Consider the following 25,394-nt stretch of genomic DNA (forward strand, 5'->3'; position numbering starts at 1 on the left):
CACTCATGTTGGTTGTATATCGAACTCGAGCGGGAAGGCCATGGCCTGCCGAGCCGGGAGGAGAGGTAAGATAGATGACGAGACTATACGCGCTAGCCTTCTTGACTGTTGCGGATGTCGGGCCTGTCGAGGCTATCCGCATCGCGGGCGAGGCCGGATTTGACCGTGTCGGCCTTCGGATATTGCCAGCCGCTGCATCGGGAGAGGGGCCATATCCGCTTCTCACCGACAAGGCGTTGTTGGCCGAAGCACGCAGGGCGATTGCGGATAGCGGTATCCGGGTCGGAGACGTGGAGATCGTTCGACTGAAACCGCAGACAAAAGCCGATGAATTCGTGCCGTTCCTTGAATGTGCGGCAGCGCTTGGCGCGTCGAACATCCTCGTGGCAGGGGACGACCCGGAACAGGCGCGGCTGACGGAAAACTTTGCCGCCTTTGCTGCGCTCGCATCGAAATATCGGTTGACGGCAGATCTCGAATTCATGCCGTGGACCGCCGTACAAGATGCCACCCAGGCGATTGCCGTCGTCGAGGCCGCCGCAGAGCCGAACGGTGGCGTTCTGGCCGATGCTCTTCATTGGGACCGGTCCGGGAGAAAAGCGAGCGATCTTGACGCCATTCCGACGCGCTGTGTCAATTATATACAGCTCTGCGACGCGGCAAAGGACTACGATCCGAGCGACGAAGCTCTTATCCGTGTGGCGAGGGGAGAGCGCATGATGCCCGGCGCCGGAGGAATTGATCTCGTATCCTTCATCCGCTCGATGCCGGCAGAAGCGCCTATCAGCGTCGAGGTTGCCTCCCGTGAACTTGCAGCGCTCCACACGCCCGCGCAACGGGCTGCCATGGCGTTGAAGACCGCGCGCGATGTGGTTGCCCGCGCAGGGCATGGCCGATAGCGGCCGCGATTTTTGTCGACCCGCCGTCTGTCGAGGAAAACGGTGGTTCATGGAACGCAAAACTGCAGGAGGAGACAGTGCGTGTCATCAAATCCGTTGCGAACGGCGACAGCGGCAAATTCACATTTGGGCGGCTATCCGCTTCGGGAGCGGTCGTTCCGGCGACATTCTGTCCATTGCTTGCGACAGCAGCGTCCGGTGCCCCGCGGCACGCGGCTGCCATCTGATAAGGGCTGAGGAGCCGAACATGCCAGATGTCGATCATGTCGCGAACGGCAGGCCCGCCGAGGGCCGACAGCGCCTTCGATGCGATGTCCTGGTCATCGGGTCGGGAGCCGGCGGTTTATCGGCGGCAGTCACGGCCGCCCACCTGGGTATGAAGGTCGTGGTGCTGGAAAAAGCAGACGTCTTCGGCGGTACCACTGCTTATTCGGGCGGATGGCTCTGGGTGCCGAATGCGCCGCATGCGATAGCGGCCGGCAGGGGTGAGGATGTGGATGGCCCTAAGACCTATCTGCGCCACATCCTCGGCAATGCCTATGACAGCGGGATGATCGAGGGATACCTGGAGGCCGCGCCCCGTATGCTGGATTTCTTCGAGCGCGAAACAGAAGTCCATTTCAATCCGGGAAGCGGCGTGCCTGACTTCTATGGCAATGTGCCGGGGGCGGCGACCGGGTGGCGCTCGGTCGTTGCGGCACCTTATGACGGCCGCCTGCTCGGCGGCTTGCTCGGCCGCCTGCGCCGGCCCATTGCCGAGACAACTTTGATGGGCATGGGAATAGCGGCTGGCCAGGACATGCGCATGTTCCTTTCGGCCACCCGCTCGCTGTCGGCCTTCACCTATGTTTCGCGTCGCCTTGTGAAGCATTTCCGCGACCTCCTTTTTCATGGCCAGCCGGTGCAGCTCATGAATGGCAATGCTCTTGTTGCCCGGCTACTGCGATCCGCGGTCGATGCGGGTGTGGAGCTTCGAACCGGCGCGGCGGTGTGCGAATTGCTGCGGGATGGACAGCGCGTTGTCGGCGCTGCCTTCACGAGCGGAGAAATCCGACACGATATCGTCGCGGGACATGGCGTGGTGCTGGCGACCGGTGGCTTCCCGCATGACGAACGCCGTCTTCGGGAGCAGTTGCCGCACGTCCGATCCGGAACGCCGCACCGGTCCGCAGCACCTGAGACCAATAGCGGCGATGGCATCCGGCTTGCGGAGGCGGCGGGTGGACACGTGTCCGGCCGGATGGCGCAGGCTGCGGCCTATGCACCGGTATCGCTGGTGCCGCGCACCGACGGAAGCGTCGGCCGCTTTCCGCATCTGGTCGAGCGCGGCAAGCCCGGCATCATAGCAGTAATGGCCTCCGGTCGTCGGTTCGTCGATGAGGGCGGCCCCTATTATGATTACGTCAGGGAGATGATTGCCGCGACGCCCGAAGGTGAGCCGGCCGTTTCGTGGCTGATCTGCGATCATCGTTTCATCCGCCGCTACGGCCTGGGCGCAGTCAAGCCTTTCCCGATACCGATGGGACGCTGGCTGAGAAATGGCTATCTCACGCGGGCCGCGACTGTACCGAAGCTGGCGAGCCGCTGCGGTATTGATCCGACCGGCCTTCAGCGCACCATCGACGATTTCAACAGGCATGCCGCGCGCGGCGACGACCCCGCCTTTCATCGCGGGACAACGCCCTACCAACGCGTTCAGGGCGACCCGGACCACAAGCCCAATCCGTGCCTTGCTCCGATCGTCGACGGACCGTTCTACGCTGTGCGCATTGTTCCCGGCAGCCTCGGCACTTTCTCCGGCATCGTTACCGATGTCGATGCGCGGGTTCTGGACGGGGAGGGGCAGCCGATCCCGGGCCTCTATGCGGCGGGCAACGACATGAACAGCATCATGGGCGGCTATTATCCGAGTGGCGGCATCACGCTTGGTCCGGCCATGACATTCGGATTTCTGGCTGCCGAAAGCATCGCGCGCGATGCGGCGGAACATCAAGATCATGGGAGCAAGGAAAATGCGGTCTGAATTCGGGCAGGATACCGAAGAGGTCGATCTGCTGGTTTGCGGAGCAGGGGCGGGCGGCATGACGGCGGCACTGGTTGCGGCGCTGGAAGGATTGAGCGTTGTTCTGTGCGAGAAAACCGGGCAGGTCGGTGGCACAACATCGACATCTGGCGGGACTGCCTGGGTTCCCGGTACGCATCTTTCCGAGCGAGCCGGTGTTCCGGACAGGGTAGAGGATGCGCGAGAATTTCTTCAGGCGGTCGTCGCAAATCGAGGCGGTATCCGGCTGCGCGAGGCATTTCTTGCGTCCGGTCGCCAGGCAATCGAGGAGCTCGACAGACGGACTGATGTGAAATTCGCCGCGGCGGCCGCTCATCCCGATTATCTTGATGGACCGGGGTCGGCTTATGGTGGCCGCGCGCTCGCTCCGTTGACCTTTGACGGCAGGCTGCTCAGTCGCGAGGATTTTGCACGCGTGCGTCCGCCGCGTCCGGAATTCATGGGCCTTGGTGGCATGATGGTCGGACGCGCGGAACTTGGGTCGCTTCTGGCGCCGTTCAAATCGATCGGCAATCTGCGCGAGGCGCTTTCCATCGTCGGACGATATGCCCGCGATCGTGCGACTTACCGGCGCGGCACGCGGCTCTTGATGGGAAACGCGCTGGTGGGGCGGTTACTGCACAGCTTGCGCAAGGCCAAAGTACCCATTCTCTTCAACGCGGGCATCCGGGAACTGCTTGTCGAACACGGCCAGGTCGTCGGTGCCGTCATTGACGGGCCTTCGGGCGTTCGTCGCATTCGCGCTCGCAAGGGTGTTGTCCTGGCGACTGGCGGCGTCTGCTGGAATAAGAGGATCCGGGAAAGGCTGTTTCCGAAGGGCGCGCGCGATTACGCGCTCGCTCCGGAAAGCAATACCGGCGATGGCGCGGATGTCGCCACGGCCGTCGGCGCTCGTTTCGAGGATGGGGGCGACAGCCCGGCGCTGTGGATGCCATGCTCATCCTACCGGCGGCCGGACGGGCGACTTGCGGTCTGGCCTCACATCATTCTCGACCGTGCCAAGCCTGGCCTGCTGGCCGTCAATTCCGCGGGCCGGCGCTTCGTCAACGAGGCCGACTCCTATCATGATTTCTCGATGGGCCAGATCGCCAGCGGTTCGATACCCGCCTTTCTTGTCTGCGATGCAACGTTCATGCAGCGTTATGGCCTCGGATTGGTCTTGCCGGGAGCGCGCAACCTCTCCGCCATGGTGAAGGCTGGTTACGTGATCGAGGCTGCGACCCTTGCCGCACTTGCCGGCAGGATCGGTTGCGATGCCTTGGCTCTCAAGGAGACCATCGATACCTACAATGGATTTGCCGCAAGCGGTGTGGACGAAGCGTTCGGGCGCGGGTCATCGATCGTCAACCGTTTCAACGGCGATGCGCAGGCCGGCGGCAATCCCTGCCTCGCGCCCGTCGGGAAGGCTCCCTTCTATGCGGTCGCCGTTCAGCCCTCCGATCTCGCGTCGAGCGCCGGGCTCTCTGGTGACGAATACGGGCGCGTTCTCGATGAGGCTGGCGAACCGATCGAGGGTCTCTACGCTTGCGGCAACGATCTCGCATCGATCTTTCGCGGAACATATCCCGGTCCCGGAACCACTATCGGGCCGGCTATCGTCTTCGGTTGGCGTGTCGCCAAGCACGCTTCCGGTAATACCAAGGACCTCTCGGGAACAAAACCCGGCATCGTGACGAATGAAAGGACCAGCCATGCAACGTTATGAGATAGCGACACTGTCCACGACGATGGGAGCGGCCGGAAAGGCAGCGCCTGCCATCGAAGCCTTTGCGAGTGAAGGAAAGGGTCGTCTGCTCGGCATCTTCTTTGCCGATATCGGTGCGTTGAACCGCGTGCTTGTGCTGCGCGGTTTCGATACGCCGGCCGACTACGATGCGGAACGTGACCGCACGCTGCGCGCGTCCAATCCCTTCGGTTCGGCCGAATGGCTGACGGCACTCAGCCTGGAAGGCTACGAACCGTTTCCCTTTCTCCCGCCGGTCGAGACCGGCACTTTCGGGCCTGCCTACGAATTCCGCACCTATATCCTTAAGACGGGCGGACTGGAGCCGACAATCCGTGCCTGGGAGGCGGCGGTTCCGCCACGCAGCGAACTGTCCAAACTGACCATCTGCCTCTATGGCATCGATGGCCGGCCGCGCATGACGCATATCTGGCCCTATGCATCCGTCAACGACCGCGGCCAGATCCGCGCGGATTCCGTCGCCAAGGGCATATGGCCACCGAAAGGCGGCCCGGACTGGCTGACCACCGACATGCATTCCACCATCGCCTACCCAACGGCAAACTCTCCATTGAAGTAACCGCCATTGGATCCGTCGCTCCGGCTTGGCTTCTTGGCGGGGCGATTTGAAACTGCTGACTATGCTGATGTTTGAGAATGAACTATCACACACTAACCATGCAAATACAGTTAGTCGCTGAGGGTCTGATGTGGCTTATGGTGGTAACTGTTCCATGCGATCGTCGCCTGGAGCGGAATTCGGTGGATTGGGATATGCAGATCAGTTCCATAAATCTGCTTATGCGATATGTTATAACATAACGTTGGATATAGCAACTCGAACGCGGCCCTCCTCATTCGAGCAGCTGGTGGATACACCGGCATGGACATCTGCTGCGCTCAGTGCTCGAAGCCCACGTCGATGTGATCAACCCCGCGAACAATGACGACTGTCTCAACGTCATGGTGGCTGCGTACCACAAGGAATGGATCAAGCTCGCGGATGATGGCGTAAAGGGCCCGGTGACATCATAGCTCGATTTTTTGGCCACCAAACCGAACATTTAGGGAACGGCGCGTAGCGGGGTCGAGGCGCTGGCTCTGTCCTGCGCGACGACGCGGCTGATGGTTGCGCGATGGACGCGGAATATTCTGGCAATGTCGGCGGCACTTCTGCCGGCGTCAAGCATGGCTCGGACCTCGATCTTCTGATCGGACGTGAGCTTGGGTTGACGACCACCAACGCGGCCATGCGCGCGGGCATTCTTCAGGCCGGCCTGGGTACGCTCTTTGACCATGGCGCGCTCAAATTCTGCAAAGGAGCCAAGCATTTGCATCATCATTCGGCCGGCCGGGCCGGCAGTCTCGATCGCTTCGGTCAGAGAGCGGAACGCGGCGCCAGCTTTGTCGAGCTGTTCCAGGACATGAAGCAGATCCTTGAGGGAGCGCGACAGTCGATCGAGCTTCCAGACCACCAGGACGTCGCCGGCGCGCACCTGGTCGAGAAGCCGATGGAGTTCCGGCCTGTCCCAACGACCACCCGAGGCCTTCTCCTCGAACACACGTTCGCACCCGGCGGCCTTGAGAGCCGCGACCTGGGCGGCGGTGTCCTGGTCGTCTGCTTTGGAGACCCTCGCATAGCCCAGAATCATCGCACAAACCTGTTGCCTTGACGTTTAATTTGGCAACAGGTTTTCGCCCATGCCAAACCCTTGATTTTTGGTGAGCCGCCGGAACGTAGCCGCCGATAGCACACTGCTTTACGCTGCAAGAGCGGGCTCGAACGCAATGCGCTGCTCCATGTCCGGATCGAACTCGCCATATGGATTGACGTGGCCATAGATCATCGGCGTCAACCCTCGCCAATCTTCCTCCGTCATCCGGCCCGCCCAAGCCGGCTCCGAGAGGATCTGCTGCAACATCAGGATATTCACATAGACCAGACAGTTCTGCAGCAAATGCAGGCCCAGCACCGAGAGCTCCTGATCCTCCAGGCGGTTGCTCGATATCTCACCGCCCTTGCCGAAAAAGATAAAGCCGTTGGCGCTGTTCCAGTTCTCGACCACGTTCAATCCTTCGTGGATCTCACGACGGAACGCTTCCTCGGCCAGATAGCGGCACAGGAATATGGTTTTGACGGCGCGTCCGAGCTCGGACAACGCATCATAGGTCGGGTGCTTGACGGCCGCCCGGGCAAACCGGCGCAGGATCGCCTCCGGCTCGGCGGTCCGGCTGCGGAGCGCGGCCGTGTATTTGATCATCTGATCGTACTGCTTCTCGATCAGCTCCCAATCTATTGTCTTGGTCAGGGTCGCTTCAGTCTTCTGATTGTCAAAATCTCGCGCTTTGAGTTTGGGCCCGATCACAGCCTTCCATCGACCCATCTGGGTCTCAGCGCGACTGCGCTTGTTTAGCCGGTGGATTTCTGCCATGCCATCCGCCCTTTGGTCTGCATTTCTGCAATATGGCGATCGCGGACAGATGGAACCAGCACCGATTGAGGGCTGGCAACGGCAGTCTTGGGAGGTGGGATAATGACCTCCACGATCTCACCAAAGCGTGTCGCCAGAAGATCTCGGCTTGGCGTTCCATCATAGGCACCGTCGGCAATGAACTTCTCGACGGCGCCACCGATCTGGTCCAGAAGTCCTGGTAACGCTGTCGGATCGCCGACATCAGCCACGGTCAGATCGGAACAAACAATCTCACCGCTGACAAGATTGAGACCAAGGTGCAGTTTGCGCCATCTTTTGCGTTTGGCCTTGGTTTTGTGCTTGTTTTCCAGCCACTCGCCCTCGCCGAAGACCTTCAAGCCGGTGCTGTCGACAACCAGATCGACCGGACCTGATGTTGTGGCTCGGGACTTTGTCGACGGCAACGCCAGCCCTTTGCTCCGGCGAGACAGGGTGGAGAAGTCAGGCACGGCAATATCGAACCCCATCAGCGCCGCGACACTGCGCATCAAGCCTTGGGTCTGGCGTAGCGCCAGCCCGTAGACGACGCGCAGGGTCAAGCACAACGTAATCGCCAGATCCGAGTATTTCGGCTGACCACCCCGCGATGTCCGCCTCCGCGCCGTCCATAAAGACAGGGCCTCATCCTTCACCCAGATGGTCAAATCACCACGTTGACGCAGGCTTTCATTATATGCCGGCCAATTCGTCACTTGATATTTCTGCTTGGCAATCTTGTCCCGCCGATCGGCATTGAACGTGTGCGGCATCGTCGAAATCCGGATCAGGAGACTGAAAACAACCGCTCAATATTAGTCGCCGGGTGATCCACGCAACAACGCCCAATTCCACGGTGTAGATCCCCTTGTCCCTCCTGCGTTCAGTGCAGAAGGAAGATAGGTGGCCGGGTTCTACTCCGCCCCTACGGCGAGATTATCGCGCCGTTACCGTGGCCGACTTTTGCACCGGCGCTCTCAAACGTTATCTTCATCTGGTTCACTCGCCGGAGTTTCAGCTTGTACACGGCGCACCTGAACATCAGTCCGGCGTCTGATCCTTTCGTCTGGTCACCTCCTCAACTCCGATGTCTTCTGTCGCAATTGCGAAGGGGTAGGCGAAGGGAATCGGGTTCGCAGGATCGCGCCGTCGGCAATCGGCGCACCCGGCAGCCTTCGCCGGCGCTGTCTATCCTGCACGTGACGAGAAAGGGGCTGGCCGAAGACGAACAGGCCGGCATCTGCGATCCACGCTGATGCCGGCCGAGATGGGCGGAACTTGGCAGGGGAAAAAGCTATCCGTGGATATAGGCAGCGGACAGCGGTCCGAGCTGCGCCGAGATCTGTCGCCACCTCGCCGGCTGCGCGCCGGTGCGGGAAATCATCGCTTCGATCAAGCCGGTCGATACCGCATGCTTCAGTTTGGGGTCACCGCTTCGCATGCCGAGCTCGATCAGCTCGAATACCCTCTGGCGGTCTTCAAGCGATGAAAAACGCTCGGCGATCAGCCATCCCATATCCGAATAGAGGGCGTGCATGGCGGAGAGATCGATCGGCTGGCCGGTTGTCGATCCTGCTTCCAGGGCCGGCGCCCCAGGTATGTTCTGCGTCAGTTCGGATGTGATTGTGCTGGTATCCATCGATGTCGTTCCTTGTCCTGCTGAAATCGTTTGGCGCGGCCGTTGGCCGTCAGTCCGGACGAAAGGCAGAAACGTTGTCACTGGTGATCCAGGTTGGCCCTTCGCCACGTCCGCTGACGAGCCACGCCAGGCTGACCCCGAGCGCTTCGGCAATCATCACGAGGCGGTCGGGGAAGGGAGCGTCACGATCGTTTTCCCAGTCGATCCAGGTGCCTGCCGCGATGCCGATTGCGAGGGAGGCGGCTTCGACCGACAGGCCGTTCGCGTCGCGCCCCAGCGATATCCGGCCGCCGATGGTGTCGTCAGTCGTGTAGAACGTGTCCGGGCTGTCGATATACAACTGTCGCTCCTGCTCGATCTTGCGAAGATGCTCACCAGCACGATGGTGCTGGGGAGCATGATGTCGGAGATCAGCCTTCCTCGCCGATCCAGCTCTTCACCTGGTCGGGGTGGTCGGCAATGTACTTGTCGACTGCTTCATCATAGGAGCTCTGCTGCGCGGTAAACATCGCCGCTTCCAGATCGGGAATCGGCAGCTTCATGCGCGACAGGAAGTCGGCAACCTTGGGATTTTCCGACTTGAAGTCCTTGCGCGCCAGAATGTCGACGTGCTCGGCTTCACCCAGCGACTTTTTCGGGTCGTCGAGGTAGCGCAGCTGGTGCTTGCCGAACATCCAGTGCGGGCTCCAGGCGGTGGCCACGAACCACTTTTCGCCGCGCACGGCGCGATCGACGGTGGTCAGCATGCCGGCTTCGCTGGAGATCTGCAGCTTGTAGCCGCCCAGCCCGTAATCCTTCTCGGCCTTCTCCGACAGGCGCGTTAGGCCGGCGCCGGGGTCGATGCCCTGGATGGTGCCGGAGAGCTTCTTCTGGACGTCTTCCTTCTTGAGATCCTCGATCGAGCCGATCTGGTCTGCGGGAATGTAGTCCGGGACGACCCAGCCGAGCTTGGCGCCGTCATAGACGGTGCCGAGCGTCTCGACCTTCTCCTTGACCTTGGCATAATAGTCCGCATGGGTCTGCGGCAGCCAGGCCATCATCATCGCATCGAGATCGCCGCGGCCGACACCCTGGTAGAGCGGCGCCACGTCTGCCTGCACAAGCTCGACCTTCTGGTTGAGCTTGGTCTCGATCAGCCTGGCAGCGAGCTTAGTGACGAATTCGGCGTCGGACCATGCGGCCCAGCCGATCTTCACCGGCTTGGCATCCGCAGCCATGGTCGCTGTGACGGTGCCAACGAGAAGGGCGGCGGCGAGGCCGAGGGTTGCGAGTGTTTTGAACATATGTGCTCCTTTTGTGAAGGTTCGCATTAGACGGGTCGTTGCCCGCATTGGTCTGACGCGGGGATCAGGCGGTAGCGGTCGCCAGTTCCTCGCGCTCGGTCTTGCGGAACAGTCCCAGCCAGAAGGCGGCGCGGGGTTTTCCGAGGCTCTGGGTGATCCGGTCGAGAATGACGGCCAGGATGACAACGGCGATACCGCCTTCGAAGCCGGTGCCGACATCGAGACGCTGGATGCCCGTCAGTACCGTGTTGCCGATGCCACCGGCACCGATCATCGAGGCGATCACCACCATCGACAGCGACAACATGATCGTCTGGTTGATGCCGGCCATGATCGAGGGCAGGGCATTCGGCAACTGCACCTTGAAGAGCAACTGCGTAGCGGTGCAGCCGAAGGCATTGCCGGCCTCGATGAATTCGCCATCCACCTGGCGGATGCCGAGATTGGTGAGGCGGGCCACCGGTGGCATCGAGAAGATCACCGTGGCGATCGCGCCGGGTACGGCACCGAGGCCGAAGAACATCGCGGCCGGGATCAGGTAGACGAAGGCCGGCATGGTCTGCATCAGGTCCAGAACAGGGCGCACGAAGGCGGCGACGGAATCCTTGCGCGCCATGGAGATGCCGAGCGGCAGGCCGACCAGCATGGCGATCAGCGTCGAGGCGATCACCAGCGATAGCGTCTCCATCATCGGGCCCCAGAGGGCGATGTGATTGACGAGCAGCAGGCCGAGCGCGGTGAACACCGCAAAGCCGATGCCGACACGCCAGAGCGACAGGATCACGAAGATCGCGATGCCGACAGGCATGGGGATAGCCAGCAGGGCATTCTGGATGCCATCCGTGACGAAGCCGATGGTCGCGGCGATGGCGTCCAGCAGCGGTGAGAAATTGTCGAGGACGTAATTGACGGCAGCGTCGATGCCGTTTCCGATATCGAAGTTCATAGTATATCCGATGTGTTTGGGGTCAGCTGGCGCGATCGAGCGTTTCGAGCAGCGCCGACTTGCTGATGGAGCCGATATAGCGGTTGCGATCGCAGACGACGGGTACCGGCCATGGGCTGGCGGCGACCTTGCCGAGCACGTTCGACAAAGGCTCGGAAGCCGGAATGGCCTGGATCTCGGTCAGGAAAGCGCCGCGATAGGGGTCGGCTGCCTTGGCCCGCATCTTCTCGATCAGCGAAGTTTGGCTGATCATGCCGTGATAGGTCTTGTCGCGGCCGAGGATGATCGCGTATTCACGATCGTAATTCTTCATTCGCTCGAGCGCTGCGGCAGCGGACACGCCTTCGCGCTCGATGATCGTCACCTGCGACTTGCGGGCAACATCGCCGGCCTTGAAGACATGGGCGACATCGACATTGCGGAAGAACGAGCGAACATAGTCGTTGGCCGGCTGGGTGACGATTTCGTCGGGCGTGCCGACCTGCACGACATTGCCGTTCTGCATGATGCAGATCCGGTCGCCGATGCGCATCGCCTCGTCGAGATCGTGGCTGACGAAAACGATGGTGCGGCTGTGTTCCGACTGCAGGCGAACCAGTTCGTCCTGCATTTCCGTGCGGATCAGCGGGTCGAGGGCCGAGAAGGCTTCGTCCATCAGCAGGATCGTCGGCTCGCTGGCCAGTGCGCGGGCGAGGCCGACGCGCTGCTTCATGCCACCGGAGAGCTGGTCCGGGCGGCTGTCGGCATAGCCATCGAGGCCGACAGCCTTCAGCGCCGCCAGTGCCTTCTGCTTGCGGCCGGCCTCGCCGACACCGGCGACTTCGAGACCGAAGGCGGCGTTGTTGAGGACCGTGCGGTTCGGCAGCAGTGCAACGGATTGGAAGACCATGCTGATGTCGCGGCGGCGAAGCGCGATCAGCTCGCTGCGCGACATGCCGGTGATGTCGCGGCCATCGATCTCGATCGATCCGGAACTCGGTTCGATCAGTCGGTTGAGAAGGCGCAGCAGCGTTGATTTGCCGGAGCCCGACAGGCCCATGATCACGAATATCTCGCCGGCACGAATATCGAAACTGGCGTCGTTGACGCCGATCGAGCAGCCCGTTGCTGCATGAATTTCAGACTTGGTCTTTCCGGCCCGCAGTAGTGCGAAGGCTTTTTTCGGATGCTCGCCGAAGACTTTGTAGATGTTCTTGAGGCTGATCTTGGTCGTTGCCGATTGTGTCGGCGCGTCTTTTTCAGTTGCAGAATTCATATAATTTGGGCGCCGAGCTCAAGAGGCCAGGCATTCTCCTTTTTTAGCCGATGCTTGTCGAGACGACAGTATCTGCTGCGCACTTCCAAGTGTCGGCTGTATTTTCAACGTAGCAAAGCGCTATTGATTTAATCACTTATCTGGCCATCCAAGTATGGCTCTGTCATCATGGCAATCATCGACAGTAACGTCTGCGTTCGGCGCTTCATGTTCCTTCGAAACCAGCGCTTCGGCGGAGAAGTTGAACGTTATGTAGGTGGATATACGCTCGATGTCCATAAAAAAATGAAATTTATTGCCCGCGGGTCATTGTGATGGCGCAAAAATAGGCCGTTTTGGGCTTCTGCGACCCTGGCGTTGTGGGAGGCTTCGGGTGCATCCAGCGCTGGGTTGCGAAACGCGTGTGTCGCAAAGCGGTCGGCCGAACGCGTTGAGCTGAAATACGTTCTGCTCTTCACGCCTTATTGCCTTTTGAAGTCCGAAGAGACGCGCGAGCAGATCGTTCTGATCATTGACGGTCCACTCTCCGGAGAAGCCAAACCCTTTTCGCAGCCACAGTATCGCTTCGAACCCTGCGATAGTTCGACGCGCGGTTTTGAAGGATTGGAATCCGCCGATCTTCGGCAGGCATCGTAAGCTTAACGGATGAAAGGCCAGCGAAAGACGCCATCCGCAGATATCTCTCATGCTCAGGCAATTTTCGCCCACACGCTCATCGCCGCCGTGCGCAGTTCGCGATGGTGGCCGGAGGAGATGTCGTGGCGCGGGATTTGAAATAGGTTGGCGATCGGATCATGGATGGAGACGAAGCGTTGTAGATGTCGCTGTGACTTGAAGCACTTCATGATCCGCTCTCGCCGCCGGACTGGTTGGTGAGAATTCTCCGCCCGATTATCAACCCTTTGTGGAAGCGATGCTCGACACCCTGCATGATCTCTCGCTTTGCTGCGCCGTAGGACTGCAGCTTGTCGGTGATCATCGCACGCGGCGACCGTCCCTGACCCTTCAAGAGCTTGCACATCAGGCGCTTGGCGGCCTTTGCATTTCGGCGGCTTTGTACGAGAACCTCCAAGACGAAACCGTCCTGATCAACTGCGCGCCACAGCCAATGCTTCTTGCCGCGGATTGAAACAACGGCATCATCGAGATGCCACTTGTCCCCAAGCCAACCGGATGATCGACGACGGATCTCGTTGGCAAAGGTGCGGCCGAATTTCTCCGCCCACAGCCGGACGGTCTGGTGCGAGACAATGATCCCACGGGCAGCCAGCAAGTCCTCGACCATTCGCAGGCTCAGAGGGAAACGGAAATAGAGCCACACGGCGTGGGCAATAACTTCAGCGGGAAAGCGATGTCGACGATAGAGTGGATCACGGTCTGTCATCAACCTTCATCGCACATCGAATTCCACATTCCGTTAAGTTGACGATGCCCAGTTTCGACCGCGAAATCATCAAATATGAGTCAGACCCCTATTTTTGCCCGTAGCTGGATCAGAAATTACACTCACGGCGGGTAATTGAGAACGGCGGTTTCCATGTGAGTGTTGGCGAGGTGTAAATTTCATGTATAGAAGTGCGGGACGTGCGCATGGGAAGACTTTTTCAACTATTTGGGCAACGATTCGCGTTGCCGCGAGTTTAAGTTCAGAACCTTAAGAGACGCGATCGACATGGCCCGAAGCGACCTTCTCATTTCCCTCGTACGCGCCGGTGCATCCGGCGATCGGGCGATGCTGAAATCTGCTACGGAAGCGCTGGTCGCTGAAGAGCGGGCACAAAACCACCATATCGTCGCCGATCGGCTTGAACGGGCGTTGTCTACGGTCGCCATAACGCCCCCGGCGCTGACTGCCGCCTCCAGCCCCGCCGGCTCCGGCAAGGACACGATTCTCGAGCTCGAGCCACGGCTTCAGCTCAGTCAACTGATGCTGCCTCTTCCAGTGGAACAGGGCGGCCGGCAGCTCATCGAAGAACATACGCGCGCCGACGTGTTGCGGGCTCATGGCTATGAGCCGCGGCATCGGATCCTGCTTTCTGGACCACCCGGTAATGGCAAGACCTCATTCGCCGAGGCTGTGGCGGAGGCACTCGGGCTCCCGTTCTTCGTTGTCAGATACGACGCTCTGATCGGCAGCTATCTCGGCGAGACGAATGCGCGCCTACGCAAGCTCTTCGACTATGTCCGTACGCGGCCGAGCGTTCTGTTCTTCGACGAGTTCGACTCAATCGGCAAGGAACGTGGCGATACCCACGAGACCGGCGAAATCAAACGCGTCGTCTCGTTCCTGCTTATGCAGCTCGACCAGCTGCCCAGTTACGTCGTTGTGATTGCCGCGACCAACCACGCCGAGCTACTGGACCGGGCAGTCTGGCGCCGCTTCCAGATGCGGCTGGCTTTCCCGGCCCCGGACCGCCAGAGGATCGGGGTCTTCCTCAACCGCATTATCTCGCAATGGCCCGATGCGCCTAAGGCTGCGGCCAAATCGATCGCTGCGAAATTGGGTACCGTAAGTTTTGCAGAGGCTTTGGATTTCTGCCAAAACGTGCGAAGACGACAGATATTGGGCTTGGGGGAGCTTTCCATCGACGATGCACTTCGTTCAGAACTGGACCTCTGGGCAACAAGAGTTAGCCCCGAGGTTTTGAATGGCGAGCGACCCGACCAAACCGATACTGAGACTGCATCCGACCGCCCCGCAGCCAAGAGCACCCGGCCGTCAAGCGGTCGTACGCGGCCCTCAACCAAACTCAACCGCTGACCAGAACCAGCGCTTTGGCGCGAAATTTCAGCGCCTGACAGACGTGCTGCAGCGCGACCCGGCGGGGCTCGCGCTTCGCGCCGATCCAGCCGCGCTGGCGCCTGAGCGACTTCTCGTATTCGAAGTGAAGGGGAGCATTGCCGCCTTTGCACGGGCAATCAACAACGTGCCGGGCCTCGAACTTATCGACGAAGAAGAGCTGTCGGGCGATGAGGACAAGGCACCCGTTGCCTACTTGCTTGTACCGGATTTGCGGGCACTGCGGCAGATAGAGTCGCTATGGCGAACCTGGGTGGCGGGCCGAGTGTTACCACAGGGCTTTACACCATGGCGGGACGTCTTTGCCTGTCTTCGCGACCTTCGTGTTTGGGGTCCTGCCGATCGCGTCCAGCGATTGGACGCGGCTGTCCTGGCTGAGGAGATCGAAGGTCGGGCCGACGACGAGCTTGTTCCTCTTGAAATCGAACTGGTGTTCCGTGCGTCTCCCGGCGCAGGTGCGATCAGTGAAGCGACTGTCGTGGAGGCGATCGGGCAGAGTGGCGGTCGACTTCTCAGTCGCGCCAGACTGGATGACATCGCCTACCACGCCATCCTTGCCGAGCTGCCAGTGGCAGCAATTCGGACGGTCGTGGAGCGGGCTCCCGGCAGCCTGGCCGGTGTCGAGCCGATCATGCACATTCGCCCGCAGAGCGTCGTCACGGAAATTGACACCAATGATCTTCTGCTGGCTGCTCCTGCGCCAGCAATGGGACCTGTCACCGCCGACCCGATTCTTGCGCTTCTTGATGGTGTTCCCGTCGCGGGGCACCCGCTGCTGCAGCCTCATTTGAGTGTGGAGGATCATTTCGGGCTTGAGCCCGGCGCTCTTGTGGCGCAACGCTATCACGGCTCGGCCATGGCCTCCCTCATTGTTCACGGTGATCGCAACAAGCCGGAACCGCCGCTGCCTCGTCAGGTGCACTGCATTCCTGTTCTAGGCGAGAACGACCGCTTTCCGTCGGACAGGCTGGTCATCGATTTGATCTATCAGGCTGTCATGCGTATGCGCGCGGGCAATCAACCCTCAGCTCCCCATGTCATCATCATCAATATTTCGCTTGGAAATGTCCGGCGCCCATTCTACGGCCAGCTGTCGCCCTGGGCGAGACTTCTCGACAGACTGGCATACCGCTTCGGTATCCTTTTCCTCGTCAGCGCCGGCAATATCACGACACAATTCCCCGTCGCGGCCTTTGAAAACAGGGTTGCCTTCGAGGATGCCAGTGCGGATCAGCGCGCGCGAGGCGTGATCTACGCGGTGGCGGCAGTTGTCGCCGACCGTCGTTTGCTCTCTCCGTCCGAAACGATCAATGGGTTGACCATCGGCGCTCGAAACCTGGATTGGGTGCCGACCGGGGAGCGAGCCTTGGCTCGCGTTAACGTGAACCCCTATTCCGAGCTCGACACTGCGAACCCGTCCAGCGCCCTGGGTCCCGGATTCGGAGGCTCCGTTAAGCCAGATATTCTTATGCCGGGGGCACGAGAGCACCTTCGCGTCGTCGCCAGCGCGGGGAGCATCACGGTCGCACCAGCGGGCGCAAGTCGAGGAGCGGGCCTCAAAGTTGCCGCGCCGCCACGCCCAGGCCTTGAGAATGCTGAAGGGTTCACAAATGGGACGAGCGCAGCAACGGCACTTGCTTCCCGAACGGCTCACCGCATCCACGATGCCTTGGAAGCGGCCTATGGTCAGGAATTTCTGCAGTTGACGAATACCCAACGAGCTGTCCTCATCAAGGCTCTGCTTGTGCACCCAGCGCGCTGGCCGAATGCGGCGGCCGGCTTGGTCAAAGAGCTACTAGGGCCATTCGGCCAGGGTCAGGCTCCGCGTCAAAAGGACAACATTCGCCGCTTCCTTGGATATGGCGTATTCGACAGCGATGATGCCGTCGCTTGTGCCGCGGACCGCGCCACCTTCTGGTGTGTTGGTTCACTTGGCAGGGAGCGGAGCGTCGATGTACTGGTGCCGATTCCGGCTGTGATCGGCGGCCAAGCACGTGCACACTCGGTGACTGCCACATTAGCTTGGTTTACACCGGTCGTGCCGGGTCGGAAATCCTATCGCGCCGTGAGGATGAAGATCCTCGATCCCGTCGAAATCGCGGGGCTTGGTGTTTCTGCCGATGGTTGGCAACCGGATGGGAACCAGACCAATCGCGGGACCGTCTTTACGCGGGTGTGGAGCGGGGCACAAGCCGCGGTCGTCGCCGAAGGAATGAGCTTGCGGCTGAAAATCCAGAGAGAGCCTGATCCGGCTGGTCCCATTGACGAATTTGTTCCTTTCGGTCTTGCAGTCACTCTCGAAATGCCTGGCGAGCTCAGGATTTACGATCAAGTGCGAAATCGGGTTCAACCGCGTCCGGCGCAGCGAGCCGCTCCATAATTAAGGAGAAACGATATCGTGGTCGAGATACCCTCAAACTTCATCGGCGATTTCAAGGTGGGCGACAACCTTGTTTACAATGCTGATGTCTTGCGCTCGCTCTGTGCACACAACGACGACGGCAGGCTAAATAAGTTCGTGGTTGTTCAGGTCGGAGCTATTCTCGAAGCGGCACTCGGGCAAATCATCTATCGCGCGCAGAATTTCAATCGGGAAGGCGTGCCAAACATTGCCGCAGCCGACCGGCGTGAAATTGAAGGCAAAAAGATCGACAAACTCAACAACATCATCGACGTGATGCGCAAATACGATCTGCTCAATGAACTCGGGGGAGGCATCTACGACGAGTTGCACACCCTGCGCAAATTCCGCAACAAGGTCCACATTCAGGATGACAACCAGGATGTTCCTCGCGATGAGGCGGCGGCCTTTACGCCCGCACGGTGCGCTTGGTCGTTGGGACTTTGCGCGACCGTCCTTGGCTTTTTAGGTCAGAAGTTTCCTCGCCCAGCCGATGTCGCCAAATACGTTGAGCCACTTCATCTCCCGGACGCCTGAAAGCTGCGATCCGCCAAAGGCCGGGCTTCTAACTGAATACGGTCCGTTCGCTGACCTGGTTGCGGCCAAACCTCCAGCTTCGGCGGCCGCAACAACACTCCGCGCAGCAGGACACAGGTATGAGCGGGGAATTTTACTTCGGCACTTTTGGGGAAATTTCATCCGGCATTGACATTCGAGCCTTGGCCGCCTTCCATCGCCGGATGTCGGGGCGCCGAGCAGCGCCTGTCAAAGTGGCGTCGAGGGCAACGAAAAGCGACCCCGAACGACATATAATTGAGGCTATGCGGCGGCATCGTAAGCTTAACGGATGAAAGGCCAGCGAAAGACGCCATCCGCAGATATCTCTCATGCTCAGGCAATTTTCGCCCACACGCTCATCGCCGCCGTGCGCAGTTCGCGATGGTGGCCGGAGGAGATGTCGTGGCGCGGGATTTGAAATAGGTTGGCGATCGGATCATGGATGGAGACGAAGCGTTGTAGATGTCGCTGTGACTTGAAGCACTTCATGATCCGCTCTCGCCGCCGGACTGGTTGGTGAGAATTCTCCGCCCGATTATCAACCCTTTGTGGAAGCGATGCTCGACACCCTGCATGATCTCTCGCTTTGCTGCGCCGTAGGACTGCAGCTTGTCGGTGATCATCGCACGCGGCGACCGTCCCTGACCCTTCAAGAGCTTGCACATCAGGCGCTTGGCGGCCTTTGCATTTCGGCGGCTTTGTACGAGAACCTCCAAGACGAAACCGTCCTGATCAACTGCGCGCCACAGCCAATGCTTCTTGCCGCGGATTGAAACAACGGCATCATCGAGATGCCACTTGTCCCCAAGCCAACCGGATGATCGACGACGGATCTCGTTGGCAAAGGTGCGGCCGAATTTCTCCGCCCACAGCCGGACGGTCTGGTGCGAGACAATGATCCCACGGGCAGCCAGCAAGTCCTCGACCATTCGCAGGCTCAGAGGGAAACGGAAATAGAGCCACACGGCGTGGGCAATAACTTCAGCGGGAAAGCGATGTCGACGATAGAGTGGATCACGGTCTGTCATCAACCTTCATCGCACATCGAATTCCACATTCCGTTAAGTTGACGATGCCTCAAGCTGGTAATCGCCGCCGCCAGGACGTGGCGACGATTGAAAGGACAAAATCAGTTGCCGAAACTCATCGCAGGTGCCAAATTCCAGGACGGAATCGAGGTCATCGAATTGAAGCCACAGAGCGCCGCTTGATCAACCTCGTCACCCAAATTCCAGCATAGCTCTACGTGCCGCATACGCCGCAAGGCGCCGACGAAAGGCGATGTCTGGCACCTCGATGAAGTCGTGGTGCGCATCAACGGTCAGAAATGCTGGTTGGGGAGAGCGGTTGATCAGGACGGATATGTGCTCGACGAGATCGTCCAGACGCGCCGTAACACCAAGGCGGCCAAGCGCCTGCTGACGCGACTTCTGAAGAAGCAGGGCATGCCGCCAAAGCGTATGATCACCGACAAATTGCGCTCCTACGGGGCGGCCAAACGCCAGGTCAACACCGCTCGCATAAAGGCTTGAACAACCGGGCGGAGAATTCTCACCTGCGAGAAAACGGGAGCGAACGCGACAGGGTTTCCGGTCGGTTGGCTCATGGCAACATTTCGTGTGGCACTGTAAACTTAACGCTGCGAAGACAAGATCTGGGAGTGAGGCTTTGGTTCATTCGGCGTGAAGGCGCGCGATTTGGCGCCATGCTTCGTACTGTCACATTGATTGAGCGGTAAGGAAATTGAGGTGGCAGCGCGCCCATGACCGTGAGTGCACCGACCTACAAGAACCACCGCTATCCGATCGAAATCGTAGCCCGTGCTGTCTGGCTCTACTTTCGCTTTAATCTGAGCCTGCGCGATGTCGAGGAAATGCTGCTCGATTTCGTTTCCTACGAGACCATCCGCCGATGGTGCCGAAAGCATGGCCTTGATTATGCGCGCCGCATACGCCGCAAGGCGCCGACGAAAGGCGATGTCTGGCACCTCGATGAAGTCGTGGTGCGCATCAACGGTCAGAAATGCTGGTTGGGGAGAGCGGTTGGGCACCGTAAAGTTAACGGACGGCTGATGAAGATGTGCGTACATGGGCCATGTCAGAAGTTGCTCGTGATCCGCTTTATCGTCGCCACCGCTTTCCCGCTGAGATCATTGCGCACGCGGTATGGCTCTACTTTCGCTTTCCGCTCAGCCTGCGCATGGTTGAGGACATGCTGGCGGCCCGCGGCATCATCGTCACGCATCAGACCATTCGAAGCTGGGCGGAGAAATTCGGACGGCATTTCGCCCGGGAGATCAAGCGACGGTCAGCCGGCTGCCTGGGCGACAAATGGCATCTCGACGAATGTGTGGTGGCCATCAATGGCAAGAAGCAGTGGCTCTGGCGTGCGGTCGATCAGGACGGCTTCGTCCTCGACGTACTGGTGCAAAGCCGCCGAAATGCCAAGGCGGCAAAGCGTCTGATGCGTAAGTTGCTGAAGGCTCAAGGGCGGACACCACGGGTCATGATCACCGACAAGCTCCGATCCTATGATGCCGCCAGGCGCGACCTCATGCCCGGTGTCGAACACCGGTCGCACAAAGGCCTCAATAATCGAGCGGAAAATTCGCACCAGCCGACCCGACGACGCGAAAGGACCATGAAACGCTTCAAGTCGGCACGCCAGCTTCAGCGGTTCGTTTCCATCCATGATCCGATTGCCAACCTGTTCCACTTTTCCCGCAATACGTTGTCATCGGCTCAACATCGAGACCTGCGTAACGCCGCCATGCAAATCTGGAACAAAATCGCGTGTGTCGCCCCAGCCTGACAGCCGTCCCGGCCAGCTATCGCTGCATCAATCCGCTGATAACTTTACAGTGCCCTGGTCACAGGGACAAGGCAGCGATGCTCGATGCCGAACCAACGCTTCCAGTGGGGGAAATTGAGAGTGCGGACATTCGTGGTGCCGCCATCCACCTGATCACGCAGCAAGGCTTCGAAGTCGACCTGCTTGCCCTTGGCGCGCAGTTTTTCGGCCTTCTTCTCAGCTTCTTTCTTGAGGGCGAATAGCGGGGAGGGGAGACCCCAGCGCGCATGGACCAGTTGCTTCTTTCCGTCGGCGGTGTTGCGGACGATCGGCCCCATCTGATCGGGGTTCATCTGGTAGGCCGGCATCAGGTTGATCAGGCTTTCGGCGTCCTGGGCCCATTTGGCGACCCAGTCCTTGTCTTCCATGCGATACAGATTGCACATAGCAGGCCATCTACTTTGCTCGAGCTCAATGGAGGCAATCTAGCGGATTGCGCTGATTTCGCTAGCCGAGCCGGAAGACGTCTGCATTGTCCTGGCGCTCTCGCAGGCCCTTGTAGGATGGATGGCGAAGTTTCCCGTCTGTCGACCAGGCGCGAAACTCGATCTCGGCAATGAGCGTAGGCTGGACCCAGATAACATCGGCACTTCCGGAATAGGGCAGAGGCGGCTGCTTTCGCTTCCATCGCAGCGTGTCCAGCATCTTCCGCAGCCTGATGATCTCGGCTTGCCTGAAGCCCGTGCCGACGCTTCCGACGTGGACGAGGTCGGCTCCGCGGTAGGCGGCGAGCACCAAAGAGCCGAAGGCGGCAGGGGACGCTGTCGACCTCTCATAGCCGACAATGAAGAAGGCCTCGCTCTGGACGCATTTGACTTTCACCCAATCGCCGGTTCGGCCGGAACGATAGGGCCGATCGAGGTGCTTGCCGACGATGCCTTCCAGGCCGAGGCGGCAGATATGCTCCAGGAGGACAGTCGGTTCGGCATCGAGTGTTTCCGATAGCCGAATGGAGCCGGCTTCATCATTGTTTGCGACGTTTAACGTGTCCTCGAGAAGGTGCCGTCGGGACCGGTATTCGACACCGCGCAGATCGTGGCCATCAAGATAGATAAGATCGAAAGCGTAAAGGACGGCGTCGGAGGCACGGTTGCCGGTTTGTTTGCCGGATGCGCCCAGCGATTGCTGCAGCAGCCCGAAATCCGGCCGGCCCTCTTCGTCGAGCACAACCGCCTCGCCATCGATGATCATCGTCGCCGACCCGAGCGCTCGGGCGGCCTGCTCTATCGCCGGAAACCGATGCGTCCAGTCATGTCCGCCACGCGTGAGGATCCGGATCCCCCGCGGTTCGATATGAACGGCAAGGCGATAGCCATCCCATTTCAGCTCCCAACTCCATTCGCTTCCCTTCGGGGGATGAGACTTCAATTGCGCCAGCGCAGGCTCGACGCGCTCAGGCATGGGATCGAAAGGGAGCTGTGGCTGGGCTGGATTTCGCTTGCCTCGCGGCCGGGAACGGATCGGGGCCTCGGTGTCACGAAGGAGGGGCTTTGATCTCGGAGGCTTCATCATGCCGGGAGTTCAGCAGAAAAATCTTAAAGACACTGTGACGATGCCGACTTGTCCCCGCAATTCACACAAAGGGATTAGCGATCGCAGACGCTCGGAAAAAAATCTGCAGGCCGCTATTCGGCTGATTCCCATGGGTATTCTGCTGATTTCTAATGTTCAGGATAATATTCCCATCCCTCAGGTCGCTTGACTCTTTAATTGCCTCGGAACAGAAAGAGAACATCCGCATTTGTCTGACATGACGTCGGCCGACAACACGACCTTGAAGGGAGCCGTGAACGATGACTGCTGCCCGTGAAAGGGTGATTTCCGATCTGCGCGAGCGCATCGCCTCGCTGGAGGGCGTGTCAGCCATGAAGGCTGGCTGTCTGTCCTTCGGCGTGCCGGAAATCGACTCTGTCCTGCCGGGACGTGGTCTGGCCCATGGCGCGTTGCACGAATTTGCCGGCGGCGGGTCGGGCACGGTGGATGGTGCGGCGGTGGCCCTGTGTGCGGCGGGGATAGCAGCGCGGACCAAAGGTCCGATCGTCTGGTGCCTGACGCGTCCCGATCTGTTCTTTCCTGCGCTCGCCGAGGTCGGTCTCCATCCCGACCGGGTGATCTTTGTCGAATCAGACAGGGAGGAGGACGTCCTGGCAAACATGGAGGAAGGGCTGTCCTTTGGCGGGCTCGGCGCCGTCGTCGGTGAACTCGTTCGCCTGCCGATGGTCAGCTCGCGCCGGCTGCAGTTGGCGGCTGAGCGAACAGGCACGATGGCGCTCGCCGTCCGACGCTGGCGACGGCAGACGGAGGCCAATGATTTCGGGCAGCCGACGGCGTCGACCACGCGGTGGCGGGTGAGCGTCATGCCGTCGGAGGAATTGCCAGTGCCGGGTGTCGGACGAGCCCAATGGTTGCTGGAATTGATGCGCGTGAAAGCGGGTGAATGTGCTGAGTTTCTCGTGAGGGCGTGCGATGACAAGGGTCGTCTCGATCTATCTTCCGGATCTGCCGACGGATCGCATTCGTCGCGCCGATCCGTCTATTCCGCCTGAACAGGCGATCGCCGTGATCGCCAGGAGCGGCTCGAAACGCTGGGTATCGGCTGCCGACGCCGCCGCCCGAAAAGCCGGCGTGCATGTCGGCATGCCGGCGGCGAAAGCACAGGCGCTGTTCCGCGGCCTGATGCTGGTCGATGCGGATCCTGCAATGGATGCCGCAGCACTCGAACGCATTACGCTTTGGGCGCTGACGCTCTATTCCCCGATCGTCGCAGTCGATGGGACCGACGGGATCGTCATGGACACGGAGGGTGCCGATCACCTGCAGGGCGGCGAGCTCGCCATGATGTCGAAGATCGCCAATCAGTTCCTGGCCAAAAAACTCACTCCCCGTGTCGCGATCGCCGACACCTGGGGTGCAGCACACGCCTGCGCCCGCGCCATCAGCCGCGAAACGGTCATCGTGCCTTCAGGTGAGACTGTTCGCGCCGTCGAAAAGCTACCGATATCGTTGCTGCGCCTTTCCGGGAAAGTCGTCAGCGATCTGCGCACGCTCGGTTTCCAGACAATCGGCGAATTGGCCAATACGCCGCGCGCGCCGCTGACGCTTCGTTTCGGTCCGGAGATTGGCCGGCGGCTGGACCAGATGTTCGGCCGCGTCCCTGAACCGATCGATCCGATCCGCACCGCCGAGCTCGTCGAGGTGAGCCGCGCCTTCGCCGAGCCGATCGGTGCTGCCGAAACCATCAACAAATATGTCGGCCGTCTGGTCGTGCAACTGATCGAGGAGCTGCAGAGGCGCGGCCTTGGTGTTCGGCGCGCCGACCTGATCGTCGAAAAGGTTGACGGTACGCGGCAGGCAATCCGCGCCGGCACGGTGAAGCCAGTGCGCGATGTTGCGTGGCTGACGAAATTGTTTCGCGATCGAACGGAGAAGATCGAGCCCGGCTTCGGGATCGAGAAGCTCACTCTGGTTGCGGTGATGGCTGAGCCGCTGGAGGAGCGCCAGAAATCCTCCTCGCTGGTCGAGGACGAGATAAAGGACGTCACACCGCTGATCGATATCTACGGCAACCGCGGCCAGCGTGTGTATCGGGTGGCACCGGTTGCCTCCGATGTGCCCGAGCGCTCCGTCCAGCGCATCAGTCCTGCTGCCGATCCGGTCGAGGTCACCTGGGTCAGCCATTGGCGCCGGCCGGTCCGGCTGCTGGCCCGTCCCGAGTTGATCGAGGCAATTGCCTTGCTGCCGGACCGGCCGCCGAAGCCCCGGCAGAAGAAGATGTGGTGCATCGCCAAAATCGATGGCGAATATATTGCCCGGATGGAGGATCTCCTCGATCTTTACGCCGAGCCGAGTGATCCTAAGCGGCCAGTCGTCTGCTTCGATGAAAGTCCGATCCAGCTCATCGGCGAGGTGCGCGTGCCTATCGTCCAGAAACCGGGGAAGCGATACCGCTACGACTCCGAATACAAGCGCAATGGCATGGCCAATCTCTTCATTATGGTAGACGCCAATAGGTCATGGCGCAAGGTCAAGGTCACAGATCGGCGCGCCAACGAGGACTTCGCCGTCTGCATGCGCGACCTCGTCGACCTCGATTATCCCGACGCCAACCGGGTCCGTGTCGTGACGGATAACCTAGCCGAGGCGCGTCGATCTTGCGACGTCTGGAATTCCACTACACGCCCCGCCAAGCGAGGTGGCTCAATATGGCCGAGATCGAGATCGGCGTCATGCGCCGACAGTGTCTTGACCGCCGCATCGACAACCGCGACTTGCCCAAATCCGAGTTTGACGCCTGGGAGCGGCGTCGAACCGAAAGTGGCGCTCAAATCCGATGGATGTCCTCGACAGACCAAGCCCGCGAAAAGATGGCAAGTCTTATCCAATACCTTTGTTCAACGACTCATAATCTCTGGGACGTCACACTAGCGGCGCACGCATGAGACCTTCGGGAGGGCGTAGCCCGAGCGGCGGCCTCATGTGTGCGCGGCGATTTTCTGAAGAGGTGAAATTACTTTGCCCATGTAGGCCT

At 60.1% G+C, this 25,394-nt stretch carries 17 protein-coding genes and 12 pseudogenes; 16 read left to right on the plus strand and 13 right to left on the minus strand.

Going from position 1 to position 25,394, the window contains the following annotated elements; genetic code table 11:
* Positions 1–74 precede the first annotated feature (74 nt).
* The 4 genes from N2599_RS34390 (at position 75) to N2599_RS34405 (ending at position 5,264) form a co-directional block, all read left to right on the plus strand.
* Positions 75–899 carry a sugar phosphate isomerase/epimerase family protein gene (locus N2599_RS34390; RefSeq protein WP_027513126.1) on the plus strand — a complete coding sequence of 275 codons (825 nt, stop codon included), beginning with the start codon at positions 75–77 and terminating at the stop codon, positions 897–899.
* A gap of 247 nt (positions 900–1,146) precedes the next feature.
* A complete protein-coding gene (locus tag N2599_RS34395; RefSeq protein ID WP_051336811.1) occupies positions 1,147–2,922 on the plus strand; it encodes an FAD-dependent oxidoreductase in 1,776 nt (591 codons plus the stop codon).
* Complete coding sequence (locus N2599_RS34400; RefSeq protein WP_051336812.1) at positions 2,912–4,666, plus strand: FAD-dependent oxidoreductase; 1,755 nt, start codon at positions 2,912–2,914, stop codon at positions 4,664–4,666. The genes N2599_RS34395 and N2599_RS34400 overlap by 11 nt, the downstream gene beginning before the upstream one ends.
* Positions 4,653–5,264: an NIPSNAP family protein gene (locus N2599_RS34405; protein ID WP_027513127.1), complete on the plus strand. Its 612-nt coding sequence runs from the start codon at positions 4,653–4,655 to the stop codon at positions 5,262–5,264. Before N2599_RS34400 ends, N2599_RS34405 begins: the two co-directional genes overlap by 14 nt.
* 484 nt (positions 5,265–5,748) lie before the next feature.
* Here N2599_RS34405 and N2599_RS34410 read toward each other — a convergent pair whose 3' ends face one another.
* From N2599_RS34410 to proV, 8 genes and pseudogenes are all read right to left on the minus strand, one after another.
* Positions 5,749–6,336, minus strand: a complete 588-nt coding sequence (locus N2599_RS34410; RefSeq protein ID WP_027513128.1) for a recombinase family protein — start codon at positions 6,334–6,336, stop codon at positions 5,749–5,751.
* A gap of 108 nt (positions 6,337–6,444) precedes the next feature.
* A pseudogene (locus N2599_RS34415) lies at positions 6,445–6,993 on the minus strand (Tn3 family transposase); the annotation flags it as partial.
* A pseudogene (locus N2599_RS34420) lies at positions 6,991–7,907 on the minus strand (IS5 family transposase); the annotation flags it as partial. The pseudogenes N2599_RS34415 and N2599_RS34420, both read right to left, overlap by 3 nt.
* Before the next feature lie 521 nt (positions 7,908–8,428).
* Positions 8,429–8,773 (minus strand): DUF7674 family protein, encoded by a 345-nt coding sequence (locus N2599_RS34425; protein WP_018496485.1) that lies wholly within the window; start codon positions 8,771–8,773, stop codon positions 8,429–8,431.
* A 49-nt stretch (positions 8,774–8,822) separates the two neighbouring features.
* Positions 8,823–9,113, minus strand: a complete 291-nt coding sequence (locus tag N2599_RS34430) for a helix-turn-helix domain-containing protein (protein ID WP_027513129.1) — start codon at positions 9,111–9,113, stop codon at positions 8,823–8,825.
* Between the two features lie 70 nt (positions 9,114–9,183).
* Complete coding sequence (locus N2599_RS34435; RefSeq protein WP_027513130.1) at positions 9,184–10,056, minus strand: glycine betaine ABC transporter substrate-binding protein; 873 nt, start codon at positions 10,054–10,056, stop codon at positions 9,184–9,186.
* 64 nt (positions 10,057–10,120) lie between these two features.
* Positions 10,121–11,002: an ABC transporter permease gene (locus N2599_RS34440; RefSeq protein WP_011654140.1), complete on the minus strand. Its 882-nt coding sequence runs from the start codon at positions 11,000–11,002 to the stop codon at positions 10,121–10,123.
* Positions 11,003–11,024: 22 nt separating this feature from the next.
* On the minus strand, positions 11,025–12,257 hold the full coding sequence (proV, locus tag N2599_RS34445) for a glycine betaine/L-proline ABC transporter ATP-binding protein ProV (protein ID WP_027513131.1): 1,233 nt from the start codon (positions 12,255–12,257) through the stop codon (positions 11,025–11,027).
* Between the two features lie 168 nt (positions 12,258–12,425).
* Between proV and N2599_RS34450 the strand changes: the two genes are divergently transcribed.
* Entirely contained in the window at positions 12,426–12,572 is a 147-nt protein-coding gene (locus tag N2599_RS34450) for a hypothetical protein (protein ID WP_156915366.1), read from the plus strand.
* A 153-nt stretch (positions 12,573–12,725) separates the two neighbouring features.
* Here the strand turns inward: N2599_RS34450 and N2599_RS34455 are convergent.
* Both N2599_RS34455 and N2599_RS34460 read right to left on the minus strand, forming a co-directional pair.
* Positions 12,726–12,884 (minus strand): annotated as a pseudogene (locus tag N2599_RS34455) (IS6 family transposase); the annotation flags it as partial.
* A 62-nt stretch (positions 12,885–12,946) separates the two neighbouring features.
* A pseudogene (locus tag N2599_RS34460) lies at positions 12,947–13,644 on the minus strand (IS6 family transposase).
* A 285-nt stretch (positions 13,645–13,929) separates the two neighbouring features.
* On the opposite strand from N2599_RS34460, the gene N2599_RS34465 reads away from it, so the two are divergent.
* From N2599_RS34465 to N2599_RS34475, 3 genes are read left to right on the plus strand one after another with little or no spacing between them, the layout of a single operon-like run.
* Positions 13,930–15,018 (plus strand): AAA family ATPase, encoded by a 1,089-nt coding sequence (locus tag N2599_RS34465; RefSeq protein ID WP_051336865.1) that lies wholly within the window; start codon positions 13,930–13,932, stop codon positions 15,016–15,018.
* Positions 14,906–17,437, plus strand: coding sequence for a S8 family peptidase (locus N2599_RS34470; RefSeq protein ID WP_244564822.1), 2,532 nt, complete (start codon positions 14,906–14,908; stop codon positions 17,435–17,437). The genes N2599_RS34465 and N2599_RS34470 overlap by 113 nt, the downstream gene beginning before the upstream one ends.
* 18 nt (positions 17,438–17,455) lie before the next feature.
* Positions 17,456–17,995, plus strand: a complete 540-nt coding sequence (locus tag N2599_RS34475) for a hypothetical protein (protein WP_027513910.1) — start codon at positions 17,456–17,458, stop codon at positions 17,993–17,995.
* A gap of 354 nt (positions 17,996–18,349) precedes the next feature.
* On the opposite strand, the pseudogene N2599_RS34480 reads toward N2599_RS34475, so the two are convergent.
* Positions 18,350–19,047 (minus strand): annotated as a pseudogene (locus tag N2599_RS34480) (IS6 family transposase).
* A 48-nt stretch (positions 19,048–19,095) separates the two neighbouring features.
* On the opposite strand from N2599_RS34480, the pseudogene N2599_RS34485 reads away from it, so the two are divergent.
* The 4 pseudogenes from N2599_RS34485 to N2599_RS34500 all read left to right on the plus strand — a co-directional run.
* Positions 19,096–19,227, plus strand: a pseudogene (locus N2599_RS34485) (IS256 family transposase); the annotation flags it as partial.
* 12 nt (positions 19,228–19,239) lie between these two features.
* Positions 19,240–19,636 (plus strand): annotated as a pseudogene (locus N2599_RS34490) (IS6 family transposase); the annotation flags it as partial.
* 142 nt (positions 19,637–19,778) lie between these two features.
* Positions 19,779–20,060, plus strand: a pseudogene (locus N2599_RS34495) (transposase family protein); the annotation flags it as partial.
* Between the two features lie 50 nt (positions 20,061–20,110).
* Positions 20,111–20,809 (plus strand): annotated as a pseudogene (locus tag N2599_RS34500) (IS6 family transposase); the annotation flags it as partial.
* 74 nt (positions 20,810–20,883) lie between these two features.
* Here N2599_RS34500 and N2599_RS34505 read toward each other — a convergent pair.
* Both N2599_RS34505 and ligD read right to left on the minus strand, forming a co-directional pair.
* A pseudogene (locus tag N2599_RS34505) lies at positions 20,884–21,252 on the minus strand (SOS response-associated peptidase family protein); the annotation flags it as partial.
* Between the two features lie 61 nt (positions 21,253–21,313).
* Positions 21,314–22,378: a non-homologous end-joining DNA ligase gene (gene ligD / locus N2599_RS34510; protein WP_027513876.1), complete on the minus strand. Its 1,065-nt coding sequence runs from the start codon at positions 22,376–22,378 to the stop codon at positions 21,314–21,316.
* On the opposite strand from ligD, the gene N2599_RS34515 reads away from it, so the two are divergent.
* From N2599_RS34515 to N2599_RS34530, 4 genes and pseudogenes are all read left to right on the plus strand, one after another.
* Positions 22,377–22,568 carry a hypothetical protein gene (locus N2599_RS34515; RefSeq protein WP_084606773.1) on the plus strand — a complete coding sequence of 64 codons (192 nt, stop codon included), beginning with the start codon at positions 22,377–22,379 and terminating at the stop codon, positions 22,566–22,568. The two genes, ligD and N2599_RS34515, sit on opposite strands and share 2 nt — an antisense overlap.
* A gap of 91 nt (positions 22,569–22,659) precedes the next feature.
* Entirely contained in the window at positions 22,660–23,412 is a 753-nt protein-coding gene (locus N2599_RS34520; protein ID WP_027513877.1) for an ImuA family protein, read from the plus strand.
* A pseudogene (locus N2599_RS34525) lies at positions 23,333–24,619 on the plus strand (Y-family DNA polymerase); the annotation flags it as partial. The gene N2599_RS34520 and the pseudogene N2599_RS34525, both read left to right, overlap by 80 nt.
* Positions 24,602–25,305: pseudogene (locus tag N2599_RS34530) on the plus strand (transposase); the annotation flags it as partial. The pseudogenes N2599_RS34525 and N2599_RS34530, both read left to right, overlap by 18 nt.
* Between the last annotated feature and the right edge of the window lie 89 nt (positions 25,306–25,394).

It is taken from the genome of Rhizobium sullae (assembly GCF_025200715.1).
GTDB lineage: Bacteria > Pseudomonadota > Alphaproteobacteria > Rhizobiales > Rhizobiaceae > Rhizobium > Rhizobium sullae.